The 24,227-nt window shown below is 51.1% G+C and carries 22 protein-coding genes; 13 read left to right on the top strand and 9 right to left on the bottom strand.

The genetic code is table 11. The features are described 5' to 3' along the window. Nucleotides 1-24: 24 nt before the first annotated feature. Together B036_RS0111110 and B036_RS0111115 are read left to right on the top strand one after the other, a co-directional pair. Nucleotides 25-1,236, top strand: a complete 1,212-nt coding sequence (locus B036_RS0111110) for a class I SAM-dependent methyltransferase (RefSeq protein ID WP_020568793.1) — start codon at nt 25-27, stop codon at nt 1,234-1,236. A 138-nt stretch (nt 1,237-1,374) separates the two neighbouring features. Further along, nucleotides 1,375-2,448 (top strand): glycosyltransferase, encoded by a 1,074-nt coding sequence (locus B036_RS0111115; protein ID WP_020568794.1) that lies wholly within the window; start codon nt 1,375-1,377, stop codon nt 2,446-2,448. 96 nt (nt 2,449-2,544) lie between these two features. Here B036_RS0111115 and rpoN read toward each other — a convergent pair whose 3' ends face one another. Beyond that, a complete protein-coding gene (gene rpoN, locus B036_RS0111120; RefSeq protein WP_020568795.1) occupies nt 2,545-4,053 on the bottom strand; it encodes an RNA polymerase factor sigma-54 in 1,509 nt (502 codons plus the stop codon). A 240-nt stretch (nt 4,054-4,293) separates the two neighbouring features. On the opposite strand from rpoN, the gene recF reads away from it, so the two are divergent. The 4 genes from recF to B036_RS28975 all read left to right on the top strand — a co-directional run bounded on the left by recF (nt 4,294) and on the right by B036_RS28975 (nt 7,387). Beyond that, a complete protein-coding gene (gene recF, locus B036_RS28965) occupies nt 4,294-5,403 on the top strand; it encodes a DNA replication/repair protein RecF (protein WP_020568796.1) in 1,110 nt (369 codons plus the stop codon). 78 nt (nt 5,404-5,481) lie between these two features. Beyond that, entirely contained in the window at nt 5,482-5,781 is a 300-nt protein-coding gene (locus B036_RS28970) for a DUF721 domain-containing protein (protein WP_020568797.1), read from the top strand. A 180-nt stretch (nt 5,782-5,961) separates the two neighbouring features. Further along, the gene (locus B036_RS0111135) at nt 5,962-6,909 is read left to right on the top strand and encodes an isopenicillin N synthase family dioxygenase (RefSeq protein WP_020568798.1); all 948 of its coding nucleotides are present in this window, start codon (nt 5,962-5,964) and stop codon (nt 6,907-6,909) included. A gap of 184 nt (nt 6,910-7,093) precedes the next feature. After that, entirely contained in the window at nt 7,094-7,387 is a 294-nt protein-coding gene (locus tag B036_RS28975) for a Sec-independent protein translocase subunit TatA/TatB (RefSeq protein WP_044102451.1), read from the top strand. Nucleotides 7,388-7,555: 168 nt separating this feature from the next. Here the strand turns inward: B036_RS28975 and B036_RS31960 are convergent, their stop codons facing one another. Then, the gene (locus tag B036_RS31960) at nt 7,556-8,524 is read right to left on the bottom strand and encodes a DUF937 domain-containing protein (protein WP_020568801.1); all 969 of its coding nucleotides are present in this window, start codon (nt 8,522-8,524) and stop codon (nt 7,556-7,558) included. Between the two features lie 378 nt (nt 8,525-8,902). Between B036_RS31960 and B036_RS0111160 the strand changes: the two genes are divergently transcribed. From B036_RS0111160 to B036_RS31965, 3 genes are all read left to right on the top strand, one after another. Further along, entirely contained in the window at nt 8,903-9,439 is a 537-nt protein-coding gene (locus B036_RS0111160; RefSeq protein ID WP_020568802.1) for a pyridoxamine 5'-phosphate oxidase family protein, read from the top strand. 84 nt (nt 9,440-9,523) lie between these two features. Continuing rightward, on the top strand, nt 9,524-10,534 hold the full coding sequence (locus tag B036_RS0111165) for a rhomboid family protein (RefSeq protein ID WP_020568803.1): 1,011 nt from the start codon (nt 9,524-9,526) through the stop codon (nt 10,532-10,534). Nucleotides 10,535-10,543: 9 nt separating this feature from the next. Further along, the gene (locus tag B036_RS31965; protein ID WP_020568804.1) at nt 10,544-11,569 is read left to right on the top strand and encodes an endonuclease/exonuclease/phosphatase family protein; all 1,026 of its coding nucleotides are present in this window, start codon (nt 10,544-10,546) and stop codon (nt 11,567-11,569) included. Nucleotides 11,570-11,705: 136 nt separating this feature from the next. Here the strand turns inward: B036_RS31965 and lpdA are convergent, their stop codons facing one another. The 4 genes from lpdA to B036_RS0111190 form a co-directional block, all read right to left on the bottom strand. Then, nucleotides 11,706-13,115: a dihydrolipoyl dehydrogenase gene (lpdA, locus tag B036_RS0111175; protein WP_020568805.1), complete on the bottom strand. Its 1,410-nt coding sequence runs from the start codon at nt 13,113-13,115 to the stop codon at nt 11,706-11,708. Between the two features lie 305 nt (nt 13,116-13,420). After that, entirely contained in the window at nt 13,421-13,684 is a 264-nt protein-coding gene (locus B036_RS0111180) for a hypothetical protein (protein ID WP_020568806.1), read from the bottom strand. A 133-nt stretch (nt 13,685-13,817) separates the two neighbouring features. After that, nucleotides 13,818-14,285: a hypothetical protein gene (locus B036_RS0111185; protein ID WP_020568807.1), complete on the bottom strand. Its 468-nt coding sequence runs from the start codon at nt 14,283-14,285 to the stop codon at nt 13,818-13,820. A 100-nt stretch (nt 14,286-14,385) separates the two neighbouring features. Further along, nucleotides 14,386-14,934: a hypothetical protein gene (locus B036_RS0111190; protein WP_026231888.1), complete on the bottom strand. Its 549-nt coding sequence runs from the start codon at nt 14,932-14,934 to the stop codon at nt 14,386-14,388. Between the two features lie 456 nt (nt 14,935-15,390). Here B036_RS0111190 and B036_RS33530 point away from each other — a divergent pair, with 456 nt between their 5' ends. Next, nucleotides 15,391-15,540 (top strand): hypothetical protein, encoded by a 150-nt coding sequence (locus tag B036_RS33530; RefSeq protein WP_020568809.1) that lies wholly within the window; start codon nt 15,391-15,393, stop codon nt 15,538-15,540. Here the strand turns inward: B036_RS33530 and B036_RS0111200 are convergent. After that, entirely contained in the window at nt 15,537-17,024 is a 1,488-nt protein-coding gene (locus B036_RS0111200; RefSeq protein ID WP_020568810.1) for a hypothetical protein, read from the bottom strand. The two genes, B036_RS33530 and B036_RS0111200, sit on opposite strands and share 4 nt — an antisense overlap. Further along, on the bottom strand, nt 17,021-18,517 hold the full coding sequence (locus B036_RS0111205) for a hypothetical protein (RefSeq protein WP_020568811.1): 1,497 nt from the start codon (nt 18,515-18,517) through the stop codon (nt 17,021-17,023). The genes B036_RS0111200 and B036_RS0111205 overlap by 4 nt, the downstream gene beginning before the upstream one ends. A gap of 450 nt (nt 18,518-18,967) precedes the next feature. Here B036_RS0111205 and B036_RS0111210 point away from each other — a divergent pair, with 450 nt between their 5' ends. Next, nucleotides 18,968-19,303, top strand: a complete 336-nt coding sequence (locus B036_RS0111210; protein ID WP_020568812.1) for a hypothetical protein — start codon at nt 18,968-18,970, stop codon at nt 19,301-19,303. 216 nt (nt 19,304-19,519) lie between these two features. On the opposite strand, the gene B036_RS0111215 is transcribed toward B036_RS0111210, so the two are convergent. Continuing rightward, nucleotides 19,520-22,090, bottom strand: a complete 2,571-nt coding sequence (locus B036_RS0111215; RefSeq protein ID WP_020568813.1) for a DUF5686 and carboxypeptidase regulatory-like domain-containing protein — start codon at nt 22,088-22,090, stop codon at nt 19,520-19,522. A gap of 269 nt (nt 22,091-22,359) precedes the next feature. On the opposite strand from B036_RS0111215, the gene B036_RS31970 reads away from it, so the two are divergent. Both B036_RS31970 and B036_RS0111225 read left to right on the top strand, forming a co-directional pair. Then, on the top strand, nt 22,360-23,514 hold the full coding sequence (locus tag B036_RS31970) for an AraC family transcriptional regulator (RefSeq protein WP_020568814.1): 1,155 nt from the start codon (nt 22,360-22,362) through the stop codon (nt 23,512-23,514). 56 nt (nt 23,515-23,570) lie between these two features. Next, nucleotides 23,571-24,200: a DUF2306 domain-containing protein gene (locus B036_RS0111225; protein ID WP_020568815.1), complete on the top strand. Its 630-nt coding sequence runs from the start codon at nt 23,571-23,573 to the stop codon at nt 24,198-24,200. The last annotated feature ends 27 nt before the right edge of the window (nt 24,201-24,227 follow it).

A 24,227-nucleotide genomic window follows, 5' to 3' on the forward strand; every position in this document is an offset into this window, starting at 1 on the left:
CTAACCTTTATCAGACCAAGAACCATGGCTGCAATTGCCCACCTTAAAGAGTTCTGGTCCGCCGCCCGCGCAGCGGGCGCAGCGGGCGAACTGCTCAAGCTCACGCTGAGCAAGGCCCGTCACGGCGCCGAAGACCTGCCTCGCAACCGCTACGCCCGCCTGGTGGAGATCAAAGAGCGGCCCATGCTGCAGATCACCCACCGTTACGCTGACCGGGAAGAAGTTAAGAACCATCCGATCATCGAAGGACTTGCCCTGCTCGAAAACGCGCTTGGCGAAGACTTCAGCAACGCCGACCTTTTCACTACGAACGCGAGGTACAGCGTCATCATGAGCAGAAAAGGAAACGCGCGTTTGGTTAAGCAAATTGAGGACCCGCGTCCGCGCCCGGATATCCCGACTGCGGAAGCTACTCCTTCGGTTCCCGTCGTCAGTACGGACCATAACCGGGAGAAACACCGGGACATACCCGCTGACCGCCCTTACCTGCGCGACCTTGGGATCACGAATGCCAAAGGCGAAGTGGTGCGCGATGGAAAACGGAAGTACAAACAGATCAATAAGTTCGTCGAGATCATCGGCTCCCTGCTCCGCGAACACCAGTTGAAACCCGGCGCGCATATTGTCGATATGGGCTCCGGAAGCGGATATCTCACCTTCGCACTATACGACCACCTCGTCAATAACCTTGACCTCGACGTAAAAGTGACCGGTGTGGAACTACGCGGTCCTTTGGTAGACAAGTGCCGCGACATCGCCCGCCGCAGCGGCTTCAAGAACCTGTTCTTCGAACAAGGGTACATCGACAATTTTCGTCCACCCAGCATCGACGTACTTATCGCGCTCCACGCCTGCGATACCGCTACCGATGATGCGCTCTACAAAGGCCTCATCGCCAAATCTGAGATCATGGTTGTGGCGCCTTGCTGCCAAAAACAGGTGCGTAAAGACATGGTCGTCCCCGAAGAACTGAAGCCCCTCCTTGGAAACGGTATCCTCCTCGAACGACAGGCTGCCATGCTGACCGACGGCATTCGCGCCCTATTACTTGAAAAGGAAGGTTATAAAACGAAGCTCTTCGAATTCATCCCACTGGAACACACCGCCAAGAACGTAATGATCACCGCCATCCGGGGCCGCAAACGGCCACAGGTAAAGGAAGAGATCAAGGTGCTGAAGGAACGGTTTGGGGTGAAGAAGCACCGGCTGCAGGAGTTGATTAAGGGAAAGGGATAGGGAATAGTTTTCAGGGTTCAGTATTTAGAACTCAGGTTATAGTTTTCAGGATTCAGGGGGCAGCGGACCAAAGTCGGTTTCGAGTTTCGGTCGTCTGATGACTATAGGTATTAACTTAGTCAATCACAAAACCAGAAAATGGCGGCAACGAAGGAAGATAAAGGCACCAGGATTGCGGTAAATACCGCCATATTGATCAATGGAAATTCCTACGATCAAATATTTGGTTTTGGTTTGTTGGACCTTCTTCCCAGGACAATGCCAGAGGTGACTTTCTTTTACCACGATGCTGGTATTGAGCCGATTTACGCTCCAGGAGAAAACGTAGTAGGTATAGAGCGATATGAAAAAATTGAAGTAGATCAAGCTTTTTGTATTTATCCGGATAGCTATTTTGAAAAGGTCCCTGAGACCGTTGCAGTCCTTTCCGACCATGAGGAAGAAGCACCACGTAAAAGCTGGTGGTCGTCGCTGTTTAAGACAAAGGATTATCAACAGGAAGCATTGAAAAATGCAGTAAAAATTATCGTTCCTCATCAAGTTCTTCGACAAGCGCTTATGGATCGTTATGGCATTAACCCAGCTAAAATTCACGTAGTGGGTTATGGTTTGCCAAACGCCGATCAACAAATCACCCCCGCCGACACCGTCACCCGTAGAATTACCAAGGAGGTTTACGGCAACGAGCATTCCTATTTTCTGGCACCTGCTGCGGGGCACCCAAGCGATAACCTCGAGCGTCTCTTTGCGGCCTACGATCTGTTCCGGCAGCGGTGTAAGGAACCGGTTCGGTTATTGGTAGAATATCCGGAGTTTGGCAAGCACTCAAAGTCGGTAAAAAAGGCCTGGAAGGAAGCGAAGCACCACAAAGACATTGTGTTTTTACCAACCTTGTCCCAGGTGGAACGCCGGAAGGTGGTCAGCTCGGCGCGGGCCATTTTGCATCCATCGTTGTCCACCGCTTTTCCCTTGCCGGTGCTGGATGCGTGGACGGCTGAAGTTCCGGTATTGGGTACAAATAACGAAGTAATGCAGGGGGCGGGGACGCTGGTGCAGGGGACGGACATAAAGAGCATTGCGGAGGGCATGCTTGCCCTGGTAACCACTCCTTTTTTGGCGTCTGGCCTGGTCGAGAACGGTAAGCGACGGCGGAAGGATTTTGCCTGGGAGGATGTTGCCCGGCGCGTAGCTGAGGTGTTACGTAGCGTGTGAGTGAATGGGAGAATTATAGAAGGAGAGACCGCCGCAGGCAGCAGCGTAGTTATTAGCTACGCTGCTGCCTGCGGCGGCCTCGCATTCTCCAATTCACTAAAGTTCCTTGCGTAACCGCGCCACCGGCAGCCCCAACTGCTCCCGGTACTTAGCTACCGTCCGCCGGGCAATGTCATAGCCGGCCTCGGCGAGCGCTTTTTGCAGCTTGCCGTCGGCAAGCGGTTTGCGCTTGTCTTCCTGGGCAATGATCTCACCCAAGACCTTTTTGATTTGGGTGGTACTGACCTCCTCGCCTTCCTGGTTAGTCATCCCTTCGCTGAAGAACTCCCGCAGGCCGAAGGTGCCAAAGTCGGTTTGGATGAATTTGCTGTTCGCCACCCGGCTGATGGTACTGATGTCGAGTTCCGTCACTTCGGCGATGTCCTTCAGGATCATCGGCCGGAGGTTGGCAACGTCGCCGCTGCGGAAGTAACCGTCCTGATAGCGGAGGATGGCATGCATCACGCTGAAAAGGGTCTGCTGGCGCTGTTGAATAGCTTCGATGAACCAGGTCGCCGAATCAATATTCTGACGGATGAAACCGGCCGCCTGCTTCTGGGCCTTGCTCAATTTACCGGCCGCTTTTTGCTTCTTGCGGTAGTCGGCCAGCATTTCCTGGTAGTGGTCGTTGATCTTGAGGTCAGGAGCGTTGCGCGCGGTAAGCTGCAGGCGGAACTTGCCGTCGATTGTGGAGAGGATGAAGTCCGGCACTACTGTCTGGGCCGCGCGGCCACCGGCTGCGCCGCTGAGGCCACTGGCGGGCTTAGGGTTGAGTCGGAGAATTTCGCCGAGGGCGTCTTTCAGTTCATCTTCATCGACTTCCAGTCTTTCCAAGAGCTTAGTGTAATGCTTCTTGGTGAAGAGTTCAAAATGTTCTTTGATGATCGTCTGAGCCAGAATGAGGTCGGCGTAGACCATGATGTCCAGGTCCTCCCCGTTCTCGATCTTGCTGTCCAGTTGCAACAGCAGGCACTCCCGAAGGTCCCGCGCGGCCAGGCCGGGCGGTTCCAGGGTTTGCACAATGCGCAGCACCTTTTCAATCTCGCTTTTGCGAATGTCGAGGTGATAGTTGATCAGCAGGTCATCGGCGATGGCGCTGAGGGTTCGCTGCAGGTAACCGTCGTCGTTGAGGTTACCAATGATCTGTTTGGCAATGAGGATCTCCTGATGACTCTCGAGTTCGAGGCTCATCAGTTGGTCCATCAGGTGCTCGAAGAAGGTCGTTTCATCGGCGGTGTAGCTGCCCGGGGCGGCGTAGTCGTCGGTGTCGGCACCGGCATTTTGCTGGTAGCTGCCGGGGTCGTCTTCCAGGTATTGCTGGAAATAATCGTCGTCGTATTCTGAGTTGCGGTCATCTGGCCCGGCTAGGTCACGGTCTTCCTGTGGCTCACTTTCGGTGGGTTCCCCTTCTACCGAACGAACTTCTTCGAGGGTGGGGTTACTCTCCAATTCCTCTTTAATGCGTTGTTCCAGCTCCATAACGGGGAGCTGTAACAGCTGCATGAGCTGAATCTGCCGTGGATGGACGGACTGGTTTTGCGACAGGTTGGTGTTCTGACCGAGCATGAATGGGTTTACGTACCTGAGAAATACAAATGGGTGGGGGCGAAGGTTGCGAAAGGGAATGCGTGAGTGGGAGAATTATCTGATATAATAGAATTATTGAATGAGAGAATGGCTACCGCACTCGTGGAGTGCTTATTATAATTGAGCAGCTGGACACACGAGCGAAGCGAGCATACTCTTGCGGTAGCCATTCTCTCATTCCCCCACTCTCTCATTCTCTATTTCACTACCTTCGCCCCAATGCATCTTGCCACCCTCCAACTCACCCAGTTCAAGAACTACGCTGCCCAGCAGCTGGTATTGAGCCCACGGCTGAATTGCTTCGTTGGTGCTAACGGGGCGGGAAAGACAAATCTTCTGGAGGCCGTCTACTACCTCTGCATGGGTAAGAGCTACGACAGTTCACCCGATCAGTACGCCATTCGGCATGGGGACGATGTTAGCCGGATAGAAGGTGCTTTCCAGCCGGCGGGAGCCGGGGCTAAAGCGGAGCGCATCGTTGTTAAGCTGCAGAAGCGGAAGCGGAAGATCATTGAGCGAAATGGCGCGGCCTACGATCGTCTGGCCGACCACGTCGGCCGGTACCCCGTCGTCATTATTGTCCCAGACGACAGCCGGTTGGTGCTGGAGGGCAGCGAGATCCGCCGTCGTTTGCTCGACAACAGCCTGAGCCAAACCGACCCCGCCTACCTCAATCACCTGCTTACCTACAATAAATTACTGGCCAACCGGAACGCAATGCTCAAGGAGTTGGATGGCCGGAAGGATTCGACTGGCCTGCTCGATATTTACGATCACCAGTTGGCCGAACCCGCCGGTTATCTCCACCAGCGCCGTGCTGCCTTCATTGAGCCCTTTTCTGAACTGCTCACCGAGGCCTACGCCGCCATCAGCGGCAACCGGGAGCTGGTCAACATCGCCTACAAAAGCCACCTGAGTGAAATGCCGTGGCCCGAACTGATGGCCGAGCGCCGGGAGAAAGATCGCGTTCTGCAACGAACGAGCGCCGGCGTTCACCGCGATGACCTGGTGTTTACCCAGGAGGGCCATCCGCTACGCCGGGTCGCGAGCCAGGGACAACTTAAATCGTTTATCCTTTCATTGAAGCTGGCCCAGTACCGCCTGCTGGAACAGAATACCCAGCGAACCCCCATTCTCCTCCTGGACGACATCTTCGATAAGCTGGACCAGGACCGTGTCCGCCAACTGCTGAAACTGGTTCTCACCTCTGCCTTCGGCCAGGTATTCATCACCGATACTGACCCGGAACGGGTCACTACGCTGATCGAAGCTACAGACGGTGCGGATTGGAAACGGTTTTTGGTGGCGGAGGGTGCGGTTAGTGAATAATCAAATTCTGGCGCAGCGCCCCCCTCTGCTCTCCTGAAACCCGTACCTTGCACCCGCGGCCCCGCCAAAAAATATCCTATGAAAAAGCCACCAAATAACGATCCTACACCATTGAAGGAAGCGTTTATGAAACTCCTGCGCACGAAGCGCAACGAGGCAGGGTATTTCAAGGCACGGACCAAACTCGTGTGGGGCAAATTTTTCGGCAAACACGTGGAAGATAATACGCGTGACCTGATGGTCCGCAATCGAAAGCTGTACGTCTACGTTAATAATGCAGCGTTGCGCAACCAGCTGTTCATGCACCGTGAAGGGATTAAAAAGCGACTGAACGACGAGTTTGGCGAAGCTTACCTAGAGGAGGTTGTCATCAAATAACGGAGATCCTGACAATCTTCAGACCCAGGTAAATACAACCACTGCTTTGACCGTGGCGTTTAGTTCTTAGCCTCTAGTTGTTGGCGCCTGATTTTTGGTTTTTGGAGACTAGTTCCTAACTTCTGGTTCCTGGCTCCTTAGCTCCTAATCCCCTATCTTACCAGCCAAAATATTTCGAACATGTCATCCACCGTAAGAACAATTCCGCTCGTTAACCTCTCCGACTTTGAGCAAGGAGACGAAGCCACCCGGCAGGCTTTCATTAAGCAATTAGGCGATGCCTTCCACGGCATTGGGTTCGTTGGCGTTACGGGTCACGGTATCCCGAAGCAATTGATCGATGACTTTTACGTAGCGGCCAAAAAGTTCTTCGCGTTGCCTGAGGACGTGAAGCGCAAGCAGGAGATTCCCGGCGCAGCGGGCCAGCGAGGCTACACGGCCTTTGGCAAAGAGAAGGCCAAGCAAAGTAAAGTGGCCGACCTAAAAGAATTTTTCCAGATCGGACAAGAAACGGACGGTATGAGCGCCGAGGAACGCAACCCACAGGTAGCGGAAGTGCCCGAATTCATGAAACTGGGTATGCAGCTTTACCGTGCTTTTGAACAAAAAGGCAATAGCCTGCTGCGTGCCATTGCACTGCATTTGGACTTACCCGAGGGCTATTTCGGGGAGTACACCAAAGAGGGTATAAGTATTCTACGGGCCATTCACTACCCGCCGATCCGCAACGAACCAGCAAGTGCGATCCGGGCTGAGCAGCACGAAGATATTAACCTGATCACCCTGCTGGTTGGCGCCAGTGCCGGTGGCCTTCAGTTGCAGAACGCTGATGGAGAATGGCAGGAAATCGTGCCTGAGAACGATGAAATCGTGATCAACGTAGGCGATATGTTGCAGCGACTGACTAATAACTACCTCAAGTCTACTACTCACCGGGTGGTGAATCCACCGCGCGAAGAATGGCATAAGCCCCGCCTCAGTATTCCTTTTTTCCTGCACCCCCGGCCTGAAATGAGCCTCAACGTGCTCGACAGCTGTGTCACTGCGGATAACCCCCAGCATTATCCTCCCACTACGGCGGGTGAATACCTGGATGAGCGGTTACGGCAGATCGGTCTGAAGAAGTAAGGACATTAAAGGAGTAAAGGACAAAAGGGACGCCGTTCCGGAAGCCTCAATCCTCCCTTTTTGCCTTAATCCCTTTTTTCTCTTTCCTCCTTTCCCCTTTTCCCCCTTACCTTTACCTCCCGGATTTACTATCATCCCGATCCTCCCGAATATCGTCGGCAATGGATCGACAACCATAAAAGAAATGTACAATTCCACTTTCCTTTTTAATTTCCTTGGCCCGGAGATGATCGTCATCTTTTTTGCCATTTTGTTGCTGTTTGGTGGCAAAAAAATCCCAGAACTGATGAAAGGCATCGGCAAGGGTATTCGTGAATTCAATACTGCCAAAGGCACGCTCGAAAAAGAACTTCAGGCGGGCATGAAGGAAGAAGAACAAAAAGAAAGAGACGCCCGCGAACTGCGTGAACTACGTGAGCGGGAAGCGCAGCGTAAGCGCGAGGAGTCTTTTATTACCCGAGACGAGAAGAGCGCCTAGGCGTTCAAATACTAAGTACCTGCTTCCTTGGCCTTTTTTTCAGGGCGCGGTCGCAGGTGCAAAGACCCCTCAGCGCCACAGGCGCAGGGGGGAGGTTAAAAGAGCAAAGCCCCACGATACAACCGGTATCGTGGGGCTTTTGCTTTGAGTGAGTAGTGATCTGGAAACCTATTTTCTCAGGTAACCGCCGAGCATTTTTGCGCCCATGCCGAGCACGTCGTCCATAACGCTTCCGTCGCCATTCCGGTCCAGGAGAGCACCTGCCAGGCCGAGGTCTGGCGCATTCTGGCGGGGGTTGCTTTGGCCTTTGATTACCATGTCCATCAGGGCGCCACCGAGTCCGCCGGCGTCCATGCCGGTCTCCCGTTTGGTTTTACCGAGAATACCCATCAGGATGGGGGCGAGGGTAGCCATGAGAGGAAGAACTTTGCTCAAGCTCAGGCCGGTGTTTTCACTGACTTGCTTAGCAACATCTTCTTTCTGTGCACCGAGCACGTGATCGAGAATGCCACCGCCGTCCAGTGTTTTACGGAATTGTGGGGGGATTTTTTCCTGGGTTCCAGCCTGTTTTCCGCCGAGGAGGCCACCGAGGAGGTCACCGAGGCCACCGCCGTCGCTGCCCTGAGTCTGGCTCATCATGCCGCCGATCAGGTCGCCGAGGCCACCACTGCCGCCCTGGGCCTGGCCCAACATGCCGCCGAGCAGGTCGCCGAGTGCGCCGCCGCTTTGTTGCTTTGGCTGGCTGCCGCCGCCGAGCAGCCCGCCAAGCAAACCACCAAGTGCGCCGCCGCCGCCACCGCCACCTTGGCTGTTTTGAGCCATGCCGGTAATGAGGTCCATCAGACCACCGCCCGTGGGTACGTCCGGGCCTGGTGCCTGCTTGCCGCCTTGCATCAGGCCGCCGATGATGTCGAGGATACTGCCGTCGTGATCACGCTCCAGAGCGTTAGCCAAAGAGGAGGCTCCTTCGGGCGTGGAGGCATTGCGTGCCAATGCGCCCATCAGTGAACTTAGAATGGCACTGGATGCCTTCGTTGTTGTGTTGGGGTCGGCTCCGGTCTGCTGGGTAAGCACGTCCATGAGACCGCCGCTGAGTTGTTGTTGCAGCTGTTGCTGAAGTAGTTGAGATAAATCCATGCCGTAATATCGGGCTTATCTGTGAAATGAAAAGCGGCTAACCGAATAATATCGGTTGGCCGCAAAAAGATTCAAACTACTCTATATCGGTTTCGGACTCTCATCCAGAAGGTGTTTTCAGCAGGCCTTGCTGCTGATTGTCATTCGTGAGACTACTGGACAAACGGGTGAAATTTTAGAAAGATTGTAGTGTGAATGTTAAAGGCGGAAATTTAACTCAAGTTGTCCGGTTGTCCGGTTGTCCGGTTTTCGGTTATCAGGTCGCCCCGTTATCAGGTGACACCCGATAACCCGACAACTAGATACCCTGATATGGGCCATAAAAAATAAAAAAGTGGACTATTACTACCGGACCTATTGGATATACCTTAGCAGTCTATGGCCAAACAATTTCCCCATTTCAACGATCGCCTTTCTGCCTTCGTCGCCGATCAACATCTTTTCTTCGTAGCTACTGCCCCGGCCGCTGGTCGGGTGAATTGCTCTCCTAAAGGAATGGACTCGTTAAAAATTATCGGCCCTAACCGTATAGTCTGGCTCAACGTGACGGGAAGCGGCAATGAAACGGCGGCTCACGTACTGGAAAATAACCGTATGACCCTAATGTGGTGCGCTTTCAATGGTGCGCCACTGATTCTGCGGGCCTACGGAACCGCCCGGGCCATTTATCCCGCTGACCCGGAGTGGGCAGCACTTGCCGGCCAGCTCCCAGCACTTCCCGGCGCTCGCCAAATTTATGACATGCAGGTAGAGGTCGTGCAGACCAGTTGTGGCATGGCCGTCCCGCTGATGGATTTTAATGAAGATCGGGAATTACTTAAAGATTGGGCCCGGAAAAAGGATCAGCAGGACTTCCTGGAGTACTGGGAAAACAAGAACACCACCAGCATTGATGGCTTGCCGACTGGGATGTAGGCCCGTAGGGGACAAATTTCCCTCCTCCTCAACACAACTATTCACCTACTGAATCAATTCTAATAGCGCAACTTATTTAGAGTTATGCTACAATCCATCTGGGACGACGTCCGCCGCGAATTCAGCTTTGGCAATATGATCAACAGGATCATCATTGTCAATGTGGCTGTTTTTCTAGCCGTCAATATAGTACACGTCGTTCTGAAGCTTATTTACGGAGTTGCCAATCCGACGCCTCCTGCCTACTACCAGTTCTTCCATTTTATCGCTGGTTCTCACGATTGGTTCCACACGCTCACCAGGCCCTGGACACTGATCACCCACATGTTTGTCCACGAAGGTTTCTTTCACCTGCTGTGGAATATGCTCTACCTGTTTTGGTTTGGTCGCATTTTTGGCGATCTGCTTGGTGACCGTAGGGTACTCCCTCTTTATATCCTTGGAGGTCTTGCAGGGTTCCTGGCTTACTTTCTTGCCTATAACTTAACGGAACTAGGCGATGGCATTAGCTACATCGTCGGTGCGAGTGGTTCTATTTTCGCGATCCTTGTTGCTGCGGGTGTTTTTGCCCCCGACTACACCATCCGGCTTTTCCTGCTGGGCTCCATTCGCCTGAAGTACATTGTGTTTTTTGCGATCATGGTGCAGGTCATTGGTTTGGGGCAGATGCCCAACATCGGCGGCACCTTCGACCATATCGGCGGCATCATAATGGGCTTTTTGTTTGCCTTTTACCTCAAGCGGGGTACCGACCTCACGGTTCCCGTCGGCAACGCCATTACCTGGATACAGGACACTTGGCACAACCTGATGAAGCCCAGTAAGGACCACAAAAAGGCTGGGCCCCGTGCTGCTTACCGAAGTGGTAAATCCGTCAAAGAAACCACCCCCAAAAGCCGGCCTTCCTTTATGCGCAAAGCCGGTGGTACTGCCAGTAAAGGCAGCCAGGAAAGCGACAGTAAAAGCCCGACGGAGCAGCGACTGTCCCACCAGGAGGAGCTCGACGCCATTCTCGACAAGATCAAAGAACGGGGTTACAATAGCCTCACCAAGGAAGAAAAAGACTTCCTCTTCCGGGCCTCTAACAAAAAGTAAATTCCTTTGATGCGCCGCATCTTCCACGTTCTGGGTAATCTACTGGCGCTGCTTGCCGGAGTAGGCCTATTTGCCAGGTTTGTTCCGCCAGACATGCTGTGGCCTCCAACCCTCATTGCCCTGATGCTGCCGATCCTTCTTTTACTTACGGCTTTATTTACCGCACTGATGATCTACCGCCGCCGCTGGGGGGCTATGGCCTTCCCTTCCATTATTCTGCTGTTGGCTTTTTCAGTTCTAGGCAGGCTCTTCGCTTTCGGCAGCTCCGTTGAAACGCCCGCTGAAGAAACGCTTACGATTGCCACCAACAATGCCCGGGCTTTTAAAAACGATGCCTGGGTCGCAGTGGATAAGAATGACGTAAAGCGGGTAATTAGTCAGCTGGGAGCTGATGTGCTGATGCTACAGGAATCGGGAGCCGATACTGGCAAAAACTCATATGCCCCCACTATTTTGGCTGCCGGCCCTTATTTCGCTCACCTACAGCCAGATGGCAGGGCGATCGCCACTTATGCCGAAAACCTAAAGACCATTGCCACCTCTGTAAAAAACTATAATGGCTATACCGTGGCGGATGTAAATACATCGCTTGGTACCATTCGCTTTATTAATGCCCATTTGCAGTCTAACCAGATATCCGGCTTAGCGGGGAAATTGGGGAAGGATAAAAATGTTCAGGACGGACTGGACAGAGCCGAGTCCATGTTTCGTCGTTATGGTCAAAGTGCCAGGACCCGGGCCCGGCAGGCGGAAGAAATTCTTCGATTTGTGGAAGAAAGTCCTCATCCCGTCATTGTTGGCGGGGATTTCAACGACGTGCCGACTTCTTATACCTACCAGCGCGTGCTAAGCCCTCGCCTCCGTGATGCTTGGACAACCGCAGGCTTCGGCCTGGGCACCACCTTTACCGGCCCGCTACCCGGCTTACGGATCGACTTTTTAATGGTTGATACGACTTTTACGATCAGGGAAGTAAAACGGTTTGAGACGGGGTATTCTGACCACCGGGGGCTCCGTGTCGTAATTAGTGAATAAGGGAAGGAGGGAATAATTGAGTGGCTGTCACTTGCGGTAGCCATTCCCCAATTCTAGTATTCAATACACGAGCGGAGCGAGCTTCCGAGTGCGGTAGCCATTAAATTATTCAACCTATTCTATTAATCATTTTTAACTACACGTGCAAAGCCCGGTTCCCCGTAGCCGCTAACGCCGCCTCTTTAAACGCTTCGGTGTAAGTTGGGTGAGCGTGGCTCATGCGGGCAGCATCCTCGGCTGAAGCACGGAACTCCATCAGCGCAACGGCTTCGGCGATCATATCGGCAGTACGCGGACCAACCATGTGTACGCCGAGGATCTCATCGGTGTCTTTGTGTGCCAGTACTTTCACCATACCTTCCAGGTCCATGCTGGCGCGGGCTCGGCCCAGGGCCTTGAACGGGAATTTACCGGACTTATACGGCACGCCGACTTCTTTCAATTCTTCTTCGGTTTTACCGACGGCAGCAACTTCTGGCCAGGTGTAAACTACTCCTGGAATCAGGTTGTAATCAATGTGGGGTTTTTCGCCAGCGATGGTCTCGGCGACGAACATACCTTCCTCTTCGGCCTTGTGTGCCAGCATGGCACCGGTCACTACGTCACCAATGGCGTAGATGTGTGGCTGCGCGGTACGCAGATGCTTGTCGATCACGACGCGGCCCCGGTCATCGAGGGGGACACCGGCCTTGTCCAGGCCGAGCTTGTCGGTATACGGCCGGCGGCCGATAGCGATCAGGCAGTAGTCGGCGTCGATGGTAAATGGCTCGCCGCCATCACGTTTCTCGACAGTTACCTTGGCTTTGGTCTTCAACCCTTCCACATTCGTCACCTTATGGTTAAGGTGGAACTTAATGCCGTTTTTCTTTAGGGCCCGCATCAGTTCTTTGGAACAGTCTTTGTCCATGGTGGGGATGATCCGGTCCTGGAATTCAACAACTTCAACTTCCGTACCCAAACGGGCGAAAACGCTGCCCAGCTCCAGGCCGATGACACCACCACCGACGATGACCATGTTTTTTGGAACCTTGGTGATGTTCAGCGCCTCTGTGCTGGTAATCACCCGGTTTTTATCGTAGTTCATCATAGCCGGGGTGATTGGCTTAGAGCCCGTGGCAATAATGAAATTTTTTCCGGAGATCGTCTGATCATCACTTCCATCACTCATCGCAATGTCCAGGTCGTGGGGACTTGCAAAGGAACCGTGGCCGTAGAAGACATCGATCTTGTTCTTCTTCATCAGGAACTGAACGCCTTTCACCGTCTGGTCCACCACATCATCCTTCCGCTTGATCATCTGCGGCATGTCAATGCCGAGGTTACTGATCTTGATCCCATGCTCCGCAAACTTTTCATGCGCGGCGTGGTAGTGCTCTGAACTGTCGAGCAGGGCTTTAGAGGGAATACAGCCCACGTTGAGGCAAGTTCCACCCAGGCGATCGTTGTAGCGTTCGACGATAGCAGTCTTAAGGCCAAGTTGAGCGGCGCGGATGGCTGCCACGTAGCCGCCTGGGCCACTACCGATGATGATGAGATCGTATTGCATAGCTAGTCGTTTTGATCAGTTGGTAAACGCCTCAAACAGAAGATCGTTTTAGGCAATCCCATCCCTGAAGGTGTATTTGAGCCGCCAGTGGTTTTGAAGCAGGCGCGAACGCGGGTGCAAAGATAGTTGCCGGAGCAAGCAATCGTTAAGGGCGGCGTGCTTTTTTTAATAGTACTCTTGGTGTAGGCAAAACGAATGGCCGGAGAACGATATGACAAAATAAAAATTCCTGATGCTAACCGGAGCACTCGTTTGTGCATTAATGGGCTATCATCAGAAATTTAGGCTAAGGCTAAATACTAGCTTTATGGTTTGCGCAGGCAGTTGTCATAAGAATCCAGCGCATTGTTGATGTTGTGATTAAGAAGGACAGCGACTTCTAGTTCGCAATAATGAGCAATCGCGTAAGGCTCATTATTGCTGCACTCCCGGACAGATTCATGCGCCTCGTCAAGGGCCTGATTAACCGTCACGTTGAACGGGGTAAGACAATCTTTAGCCTGTACTGAAGCAAAGAGTAGGCAAAGGGCAAAGACGCAAAGGCCCCGCTGTAAAGTAGTAGATTTCATAATTTTAAATTAAATGGTAAATAAATAAGGTATAGTTTGAGGTAGTCGTACCATTCCCCCGAAGAGCTTCTTCATCTTGCCTTAAAGGGTCGAGGAATAATACTTCTTCGGGGAAGTGATAGACATGAGGAACCTAGTTGAGCGCCCGGCGATGTTCAAGAATACGATCTCCGGTATTTGCGTCAAAGCGAGTTGGATGCTTTTTAGCGAATAGCCGGTCCACTTCTTGTTTCTTCTCTGGGGCCATACTGAGGTAATCAAACTGGGCCTGGAGATTTAACTTAGCTTGGTGGAGCGCGGTTATTTGCTTGGCAATTTTGGTCCCCCCTTTTACGCCTGCCAACGATTTGATGGCGCTTTCCTCGTCAAGGAGGGCTTCCGGATATTTAGTGACGATTTGCTGAATAGCAGCCATGTCAATGTCTTCGAAAAGGACCATTTCGAACAGGTCATCGGTAGCCGTTTTGTAGGCAAGAAGTTCGTCGCTTTCTGCAATTTGTTCGATGCAGAAACGACAAGGGGCGGCATTGTCTTTTTCCTCACAGGAGGAAAAGGAAACGAGGAGGCACAGGAGCAATGCTCCCAGGAAGGAATACTTCATGGTTGGAGGTTTTAGCTTGTTCCTGGCTTAGCCAGGCAGAAGCAGGTTAATAATGAAAATGTATGTGGTAGCTATCTGAAGGATGGCCCGATTGTATGACCTACGGGTAATCAGCGTTAGGGTAGGTATTTTGAAGGCATTGATTGAAATCTGTATCAGCGTTGATCAAGTTAAGACCAAAGCGAATTATACATACGGCTCCTTCTTCATAAGAAGCAGCGGATGACGCGCATATTCCTAGCGTAGCCGCTGCATTAATGGTAGATTGTTTGTATTCCTGATAGCAAGGTTGCTTCCCATAAGAAGGAGTAGTGTCAACGATCAATATATTGTCGATAAGATATTGGCTCAATGCGTCGGCTGAATGGTTTAACGCATTTATTTGATTTAGCATGTCTGCATGGTCATGGGCCACTTTGCTTAAATCGAACTGTTGAAACAAGGCTTCTTCAGTTATTGTAAGGCGCCCGGTCTTGGGATCTACCTGTGAACTGATGAATGCCATTAATTTTTGAAAATCAGGATGACTACTGACGACTACGGGGGTGGTAACAACCTCCGCTTCTTCAATAGGATGAAAACTGTCTACCTCCTTCTCACAGCTGAAAAGAGCCAGGAATAAAAACATGGATAGTATTGTAAATCTCATGGTAGAAAAATTAATTGGTTAAAAAATGAATTATCGCCATTGAATTGATATCGATGGCTTGCAATCCAAAGGTGGGGGGAACTTAGCAGGAACGGCAAAGACGAAATCCGGGTAGTTGTACCGAATTATGGGAGCTAATTAAAACGCAGTATTTGTTTAACCTTTTGATTACAAGCGTATTACCATGTTTTTTTATAATGATTTTATCTGCTTCAAATGGTGAATAGGCTGCTTTTGTAAGCTTTATCCTTTTTTCATGAATACCGTCTAGTAAAAGCCAGGCAGGAGATAAATGCATAAATTATTGACCGTAAGTATTTGATTGTCAATTTATTGCGAATAAATAAGGTTGGGCCCAGAAAGAAGCGCTCGAACGCCGGACATTATTCTGTCTTTTTCTCCCTCCCTTCAACCGACCACTTTTGGAACATCTTCTAATCACAAAATTCAATTATCATGAAAGATGTTACCAATACTACCCCATTAACGGAACTTACCGTCGAAGAACTCAAAGGCTGCTTTGGGGGGACTGACGATCAGGTGGATGTTTTAGCAGGGGTGCTTGATTCTGCGGGGGTGACTATTGTAGAGGATTTGATGTTCTAAGGAATATGGATATTGTAATAATCCAAAATTAAACTCCATAATCGCTCATACTGGACAACTTCATTGTAAGAATCTTGATGAACTTCTTGAAAAGGAAATTTGTCAAGATTCCTTATGTACCTTTTGTAAGCAATGGAAGCAGATTGAATATTTATTCCTTGATTGCCTAAGTACAGTATCCCACTAATAAAAAGTCTACTTCGGTTGAATGATTTAAGTGTTAGGTGCCTTCTTATGTACTTGTCCGCGAATTCATTTTTAAAGTCAAAATCTCCTTTTTCTCTTTTGAGTAGGTTGAATAACAGTCTGAGAATGACAACTTGAATATTTCTAAACCCTTTTTCCTTTGTTACAAATTCAAAATTGTTTAAGAATTTTCCAACTCTGAACTTTATGAAATGCACGTCTCCGTCTTTCAGTCTAATTTGTTTTAATGTTACCCCAAGGAATATGTATGCTTCAAAGATTAGGATAGTTTCTGAGAAGTAGTTGTCAATGTTTTCACTAATCTCTCCAAATTTATACTCTTTAAAGTAATCATAGCCCTTTTGAAAATTACCTGTTCTTAAACATAGGAACATCAACAGTTCTTGGACCTTATAATAGTTACGAGAATCTTCAGGAATAGAATTCAACAGTTCAAGCGCAGCTATTTCACCTTTTCGGAACTCGCATAATTGTAAAAAGCTACTGATTCGATTAATTTTGAAAACTACAAGGTATTTATCTTTTAATACTAGCTCTTCGCGTTTTACGAGGAAGTCGATAGCATCATTACTTACTCTTAAAACTTCAACAAAGTTATTCTCAGCAAGGTAAAAGTTTATCTCAAGAACAAATAAGTGATAGTGCCAAAGAATGAACTTAAAATGATCTCTTCTGGGCAGCATTTTTTCAAACGCCCTAAATGCAATCGCTCTAATTTTCTCAAATGATTCTTGGGAATTCCTTAGATGGGCTATATAAAAAGAAGCATCATAAAGTTCCGCCATAGCCACCCCCAACTCCCCCAAATAATCACTCTGTTCCAGATAATGCACAATATCTGGCCCAACGGAGGGCCGATCTGCAAGGACATCGGTCAGCAGGGAAGAGGCTTCCAATAAATCGTACTCTTGACTGAGTTGGATGTTGGCGTCGATCAGCTTGCGGGGAAGAAGGTCGTAGGCGTAAGGATTACTTCTGGCTAATGCGATACTGCTCCAGCAAAGCAGGGATGCTTCCGGGCGACTTTCTGGCGAGGGGGTGTCAGGGGACACTGCAGTAATCCCGTCCAGTAATGCATATTTAAGCTTATGCTTCACCTTACGGTAAGCGGGACTGCTTTTGGAGAGTTTAAGTTTCTTGGCAGCTCCTTGATCCGTCGGGGTCGCGACCCTGCGTATGTACAGGTACAGCGCATTTGCTTGCCGGCCCAGTTTGGTGTCGTCAATTGGCAGATGCCTTTTGCCCAGTAAACTAACCAGTTCTTTGAATTTCTTCATGACTGGGTACTTTTAGTGCGTGGCTTTCTAGCGCTGACTCGCTTCATGCCAAGCAGGTCCAGAAAAAGTTCCCAAAGCAACTCAAAAGGAATTATTTCCTCCAGCGGGCGGTCAGCCTTATGCTTGCCCATCTTCTCGAAATACTTTAAGGTATGTCTGGTTACGGCCACCCGGTGAAAAGCCTGCTCGGGAAGTATGGCTAATGCACTGATTAATAGCCCCGCACGCTTGCTGCAGCTGTTTGGCTGAATCGACAGAAGGGCTTCAAGTACTCTGCGGTAGTTCGCATACCGCCGACGGTGAAGCTCCAAAAAAGCTTGTGCCAGCAATAAATGGATACTGTTGTGTGAATCCGGATAGGAGGTGGTAAAGGCGGTCAGGGAGTCTTTTAATTTGGTCTTTGAACCGCCGAATCGGCCACTGACATCCTCGATTTTACCTGCTTTGTTTAGTAGTAGAAGGTAGGCGGAGAAAAGGACGTAGGATTCCCATTGTTGTGTCCGAAGGTCGCGCTGTAGCAGGGAGAAGTAATCCGAAGCTTGTTGGAAATCGGCTGACCTGAACGATAAAAGTACAATCAGCTCTACGGTCTTCAGGTACTGAAAGCTGCCAGCGTCCTGCGAGGACAGCAATTTCTTAGCATACACCAAGCCTTCCGCATAGTTGTCAGTTTGTAACAGCGCATAACTGAGAGAGGCAACGTAAGGAGATTGTAAATAATGAAACCGTTCCTCCTGGGAGAGGCAAAAATCTATCGCCTCGTGAGCTTTGGCAATTACGCCCGAGTAGTCAGCCAGTAAAAAGCAACACTTTACTTCAAAGGTCAGGTAAGTGAGATTGAACCGCAGGTTGTTGGTGGCTTCGCGATAGCGTTGCATATCCCCCCGAAGAAAAGAAACGGCCACCTCTCTTTCTTGTAAGGGAGGCCAGCTTCGCTCCAGGAGATCCAGGTGGTTGACGGCACTCTTTAATTTTCTCAACCGACGGCAAAGCTCCCGATAATAAGTTGCCTTCTCGCGGTAATGACGATACTCGGATTTTTCATAATAACGGTTTGCCCGTAGCAGCGCCAACAACTCCACGGATACGCGCGAAGCATCGGTGAAATGATGACGTTCCGCCTGCTTAAAGGCTTCTTTTAAGTAAGGGATAAGTACCGATGAATCCGCCACGAGACTTTGCCGTTTAGCCACCGCAATAAGCTTCCAGACATACCTGCTGGCTTGCTCAGGATCATCATTCCCTTTTGGGGCGTTACTTATGGCGGATAGGCCGTTCAGTAAAGAAAACTCCAGATAGGCTAATGACTGTAGAAACATTACGGAGTCGCTCGCAAGACCAAGATGGGTGGCTGCTTTTTCTTTCGTTGTAGTGCCAAGGTTACGCTTGACGTAGGTGTACAGCCCAAGGGCCGTACGGCCTTCTTTTAGCGAAAGGTCAAGTGGCAGGTAACCCTGCCCCAACTGCTGAATGAGGACGGCTAATTGGTACATTATATAATTTCCGGACAGAAAAAGAACACGTCGTATACTCTGGAAAAGAGAATAGAAAAGAAAGCTATAATAGCCAATTAGACTACCGGAAAATAACCTAACGTTGAGAATTTGCCGATTTGCCGAAAGAGGATATTGGGTAAGGTAGAAAGTCTTAGCTGGACGGCAAAACGTAAATTGTCTTAAGTTGTTGTAATACAGGTGTTTGGGCGCAAATAATGATTTTGGGAGGTTCGTATTGGCGGAACAATGAAATGTTCTTCGTCTTTGGTAACCGAATCTGTTGTGGAGACCTTTGTGATATCAGTATAAAACAGATAAAATAAAACCGATATGCACGAAAAATTAATCAACGCTCAATATGTGGACAGTTGTCAGACCGGGATCTTAACACAAGTTACTTTAGGATCGCCCAAATTTTTAGATTGCCGAAATTTTGGAATTTGTCGAATGAGGGTAATCTCCGGAACCACGCACAATGGCTGCAATAATTGCCTTAGGGGATACTTACGGGTAGATATTCCTACCGGTCGTTTACTCCTTCATTTTCCGACTTCCCTGATCAAAGGAAACCTGCAGCAACGGTTTTTTAACAACCAGCTTTTCCGCATGGACGACGATTTCGTTATCCCGACAAGCATTGCCAAGAATTTAGGCTATACCGGGGAAACAGTAAAAATCAGGCGCGGAACCTACCCGGTTCTGAACGGCGAGCAATTTCTAACCCTCTCGCTTCGGATTAGTGTGGCAGCCACCAAAATGGCAGACTTACCGTTGGTCGCCTGATCGGAGACGGTTGCCTGCACTTGCCCTGCTTCTTATAAGGTGTGCCTGCACCTGCGGCCGCGCCCTTATTAGTCAAGCAGTCAGATCGTCAAGAAGTCAAACAGTCCTGCTCGCACTGTTTGACTCCCGGACTATTTGACGCTCTGACTATTACAGCGGCCAAGCCAGATATCCCTGTTCTTCCCTTTTTTCTTAATGTCTTAATGGTTCCTCTCCCTACTGCCGCCCAAAAGTACTGGCCACACTAATCCGCACCCCAAAGTCATCATACTTGAAATCCCGGAAGCTTGTCACGAACTCCACACGTAGAACGCGGAAAATATTATCAATGGAATAACCAAGTTCGGTATAATTTTCTGAGGTGGGGGTATGGAGATAGTTCACAAAAAGGTCCTCTTTGAGGCCCATCAGGTGAAGTTCCCATATCTGAGTGAGCAGAAACTTACGGAATTGATAGTGGGCATAGGCTTCGACGTATTCCTGATTGGTACTTTCCAGATAATAGGGGAGCAGGCGGTAGCTGCCAATGGGGTCGAGGGAGGTGAGGATGAGCTCTGAAGTGGAGAAGTGCTTGAAGTCGGGGAAGTCAACCGCTTCGTTGTTCAGGAAGGCACCACCTCGTACGAGGAAGTCGACCTGGCCCTTACGGCCCACATCAAACCGGCGTTGGTAGCCGGCTTCCAGCTGGGTAAAGTCAGCCGTGCTGTTGCCGATGCCGGGCAGGCCGCCGCGCAGCTTGGCCGTGATGGTTGGGGCGGTATTTTCGATCAGCCGCTTTTTACCATTCTCAATGCGGTACTCCAGCCCGGGGCGCCAGGCCATACTGACCTGGGCTGTGGCTGCCGGACTGACGGTGTTGATCACGCCAAACTCGGCGTTAAACGGCGCATTCGGAGCGTAAGCCTCGTCTTTGCCAAACCAGGTTTGCTCAGAATTATTGCGCACCGCCCGGCGATCCTCGTAGGCCAACGTGGCACTAACGGTGATTGCCTCATTATACTTCCTGTTGTACTCAAACTGTCCGTAGGCCCGCTCGTAGAGGTGGATGTAGTTGTTCCCGTTAAACAGGTTAGCGAAGGTGCTGATCCACGGCTCAATCGCTGGCTGGTCATTAAACTGCCGCAGAAAGCGGCCACCGCTGAGTTGGAAGCGTGGTTTTTGGTTTTCACCACTGCGGCCCAGCCGCAGGTCCGTCTGCCAGCTAAGCCGGTTCCAGGCAAGGCCGTACCGTGGGGTCACCCCGAGGCCGATTTTCTTTTTGGTGTCCTTCCAGCCAATTCGCCCACCGAGGGCGTAGCCTTCCACTGGATTGAAGAAGGGGTCGGGGAAAAAGTTGAAGCGTTGGTGCGGGTTCTTGCGCTTTCGATCGTTTCCGGTCTTGATTTTTATGCCGCTTTCTCCACTATCATCATTGACGCTGACCTTCAGTGCTTCCGCTTCGGCCTTTTTTTGAACACTGTCCGCCAACGCATACGCCAATACTTCCTGAGCGGTTAGTGGTACCGGACGGATCTCAGCCCAGGCTGCCGTGTCTCTGATCACCACCACCGTACTGTCTTGGATGTAACTGTAGTTACTGACGACTTCAGGTTCATCGCTTTTTTTGCGCTCTTCTTTTTCGTAGCTGCGCATCAATTTGCGCAGATCTTTGGCTTTTATCTCTTCTCCTTCGGCAAGGCGCTGCTCCAATTCTGAGACCTCCCGGGCCTTTGTCGTTTTACGGGCGATTTCGGGTTGGCTCTTCTCGTCGATGACCTCTACGTAGCCGCCAAGATCTGGGTTCAGCGTCAGTAGATAGTCGCTTACCGTACTCAGGTAGTGGTACTCAAATCCGACGCCGAAGATTTGACCAGCGGCGTCCAGGGTAGTGGTGACGGGCATCCAGACATGCTCTTCTATTTCGGCAAAATTTTGTGCTATGTCGATCTGGAATCCGAGTTTGAAGGTCGTCAATTCCAGGCTGTGCAACGACCAGTCTCCCTGCACGATGTAGACGTAGCCTTCGAAGACGTCCTCGCCCCGGCTCCGCGGAATCACCTTGATTTTGTTGATCAGCTCGTCCTGGTCTACGAAGACGCCCTCGTGCTCGAATTTGTAGTAACCGAAAGCCTTCGGGTTGAGCGGACTCACGACCTCTCCGGCAACCAGCGGATCGTAAAAGGAAGTGAAAAGATACTGGTTAGCATCGAAGTCAGAATCGCCGACTTCCAGTTTCGAAAGCAGCTCCTGCTTGTAGGTGTTGGGGCGGGTGTACGCCACTTTGCTGGTTGATTCGGAGGTAAATGGTCGCTTGATCACCTCGTCGATTTCCTTCTTGTCTTCCTTCGGGGCCATCATCCGGATCAGTCCGGGAATTTTATTCACTTTGCCCGTCCCCTTGATGTACACCTGGGCAGTGTAGGCGTCTAGTTGGTTGCGGTGAAAGTCGGCCTTGGCGATGGCCCGCCGGATGACGGCGTAGCTCTTGTCTTCCCCACCGCTGATGATCTCTACCGTTTCCAGGTCGAGAGCTTCACTAACCAGTTGAACGTCGAGATCGCCACCTCGCACGGTTTTTACCTGCGTCTGGTAGCCAAGGTAGGAGAAAACGGCTTTGTTGCCACCGCCGAGGTCGACCCGGAAGAATCCGTCTGCGTTACTGGCGGCTCCACTTTTGGAGGCGGGGACGTAGATGGAGGCAAAGGGTAGCGGGTCACCGGTTTCAGCATCGGTGATTCGGCCCGTCAGGGTTTGGGCGCGGACGCTGGTGCAAAAGAAAAGACAAAGGAGCAGGGTAAGGTAACGCATGGGGTCGTTGGTTATGAGCTACGAATGTAATCATCAGCCTATATCTTCCATTGGGCTTTAACGGAACTTTATACTAATGGCCTTTGGTGACCGACAAAGCAGCTGGTTAGTCCATAGTTACTGCCGCATGGCTCAGCTCGCTCGTATGGCTATTGGTCCGAAGTGTGCATTGGCTCGTGGGTAGCCCTACTCACTGCCAGGCCAAAGGCCGATCTGCCAAGCAAGGGAGCAAAGCGACTTTGCGTCTACTCTCGTTGTATCTTGGCTGTATGCTAGTGCGCCCCATCCTGATCGCCGGTGCCTTTCAGGCCCTGTTTTTGCTCGTATTGGTGGTCAACAAACGTCCCTCCAACCGTGCCGACCGGTACCTGGTCGCCTGGCTGTTGCTCATTAGCCTCAACCTTTTCTTCTTCTACGACGCCAACGCTGCGGTGCCTGCGGCCCCGGTACCTCTGCAGGTCATCGGCTATTACCTTCCCCTGCTACACGCACCCGTCATGTTTGCCTATATTCATCAGCTCACGGCCGGTGCCGCCATCAAACGATTCACCCTGCTGGTACATGCCCTCCCCTTCTTAATCGGCGGGGCGGGGTTACTGTATTATTACGTAGACCCGAACATTGAGCTGAGCTTCCTACGGGGCTTTATCCGGCATGGAGGCCCCGACCCACTTTACTACCGTTACTTCGCAGGTATCCCATTGGCCATTTCCGGAGCAGGTTATGCCGTCGCCGGACTAATACGGCTTCTGCGCTACCAACGCCGGCTGCCCCAGCTGCACGCCAACCCTTCCCTGGTTAACCTCGATTGGCTTCGGTACCTGGCCATTGTCGCCGTTCTGTTTTTTTGCGTCATTTTTGCCACGATCCAGTTCGGACCAGATACAGCGTTAATCACCTCAAACAACGTCTTCTTGCTTGTTGGCGTCGTAACCACCCTGCACGTCTTTATCTTAGGATACTTCGGCTTGCGCCAACGGATATTGTTGCCGGCTCAGGAAGAGCTCGTCGCTAAATCCAACACCGGAAAGTCAGAACCGGCCTACGCCAATTCCGGCCTTTCGTCCAAAGACGCAGCTGTCCTGTACGCTGACCTTACTGAGCACATGACCACCCACCATCCGTACCTGGAGGCTGATCTCAACCTCCCCGGTCTGGCTACCCAGCTAGGTTGTACCCCCAATCAGCTGTCTCAAGTAATTAACCAGGAAGCCGGCACCAACTTTTTTACCTTCGTCAATGCTTACCGCATCGAAGCAGTAAAGCGGAAAATGAAGGATTCTTCGCTGGCCCACTTTACCATTCTTGCCCTCGCCTTCGATGCGGGCTTCGGCTCCAAGGCCTCCTTCAATAAGGTCTTCAAGGAAACAACCGGAGAAACGCCCTCCGCCTTTCGCCGAAAAAACCTAAAAAAGGCGTCCTAACCTGCCCGGACGGACGACAGGAGGCCACTGCCGCGCCACTTTTGTGAAAAAAAACAATGCTCCACCGTTTACTCAAAGGATTCATCGTTTTCCTTGCCATCGGCGTGAGTGGCTACTCCCTCAGCTACTTCGACTTTGAGGTTAAAAGCCTGCTGCTGTTAAAAGAAGAACTCATCCGCCAGCGGTGGTACCAACTGCTGTTTTATTCCCATTTGGCAGGAGGCGCCGTTGCGCTTTCTCTCGGCGGCTTCCAGTTTTCCCGTACGCTGCTCCGTAAACGAAAAATGCTACATCGCCGGATCGGAAAGACTTATCTGATGGCGGTAGCCTGGTCTGGCAGTACCGGGTTGTTTATTGCTTTCCTGGCCTACGGCGGTTGGATCGCAAAGCTGGGGTTTGCCGGCATGGCCATCGGCTGGCTCTTCACCTCCTGGAGAGGATTCCAAACCATCAGAGCCGGCAACGTAGACGCCCACCAACGCTGGATGCTGCGCAGTTACGCCTTTACCCTGGCGGCGGTTTCCTTCCGTCTCTGGCTTTTGGGAGGCCCGCTTTTTGGCATAGATTTTCTTCCGCTGTATCGTTTCGACAGCTGGGCTGCATGGGTGGGTAACCTGGTCGTCGCGGAGGTTTACCTTGCTTTTCAACGACCATCCCTGGCACCTGCGGCCGCGCCCCTTGAATAGTTCATAGTCGGTAGTGCATAGTTCGTA

The organism is Neolewinella persica DSM 23188 (assembly GCF_000373105.1).
Taxonomy (GTDB): domain Bacteria; phylum Bacteroidota; class Bacteroidia; order Chitinophagales; family Saprospiraceae; genus Neolewinella; species Neolewinella persica.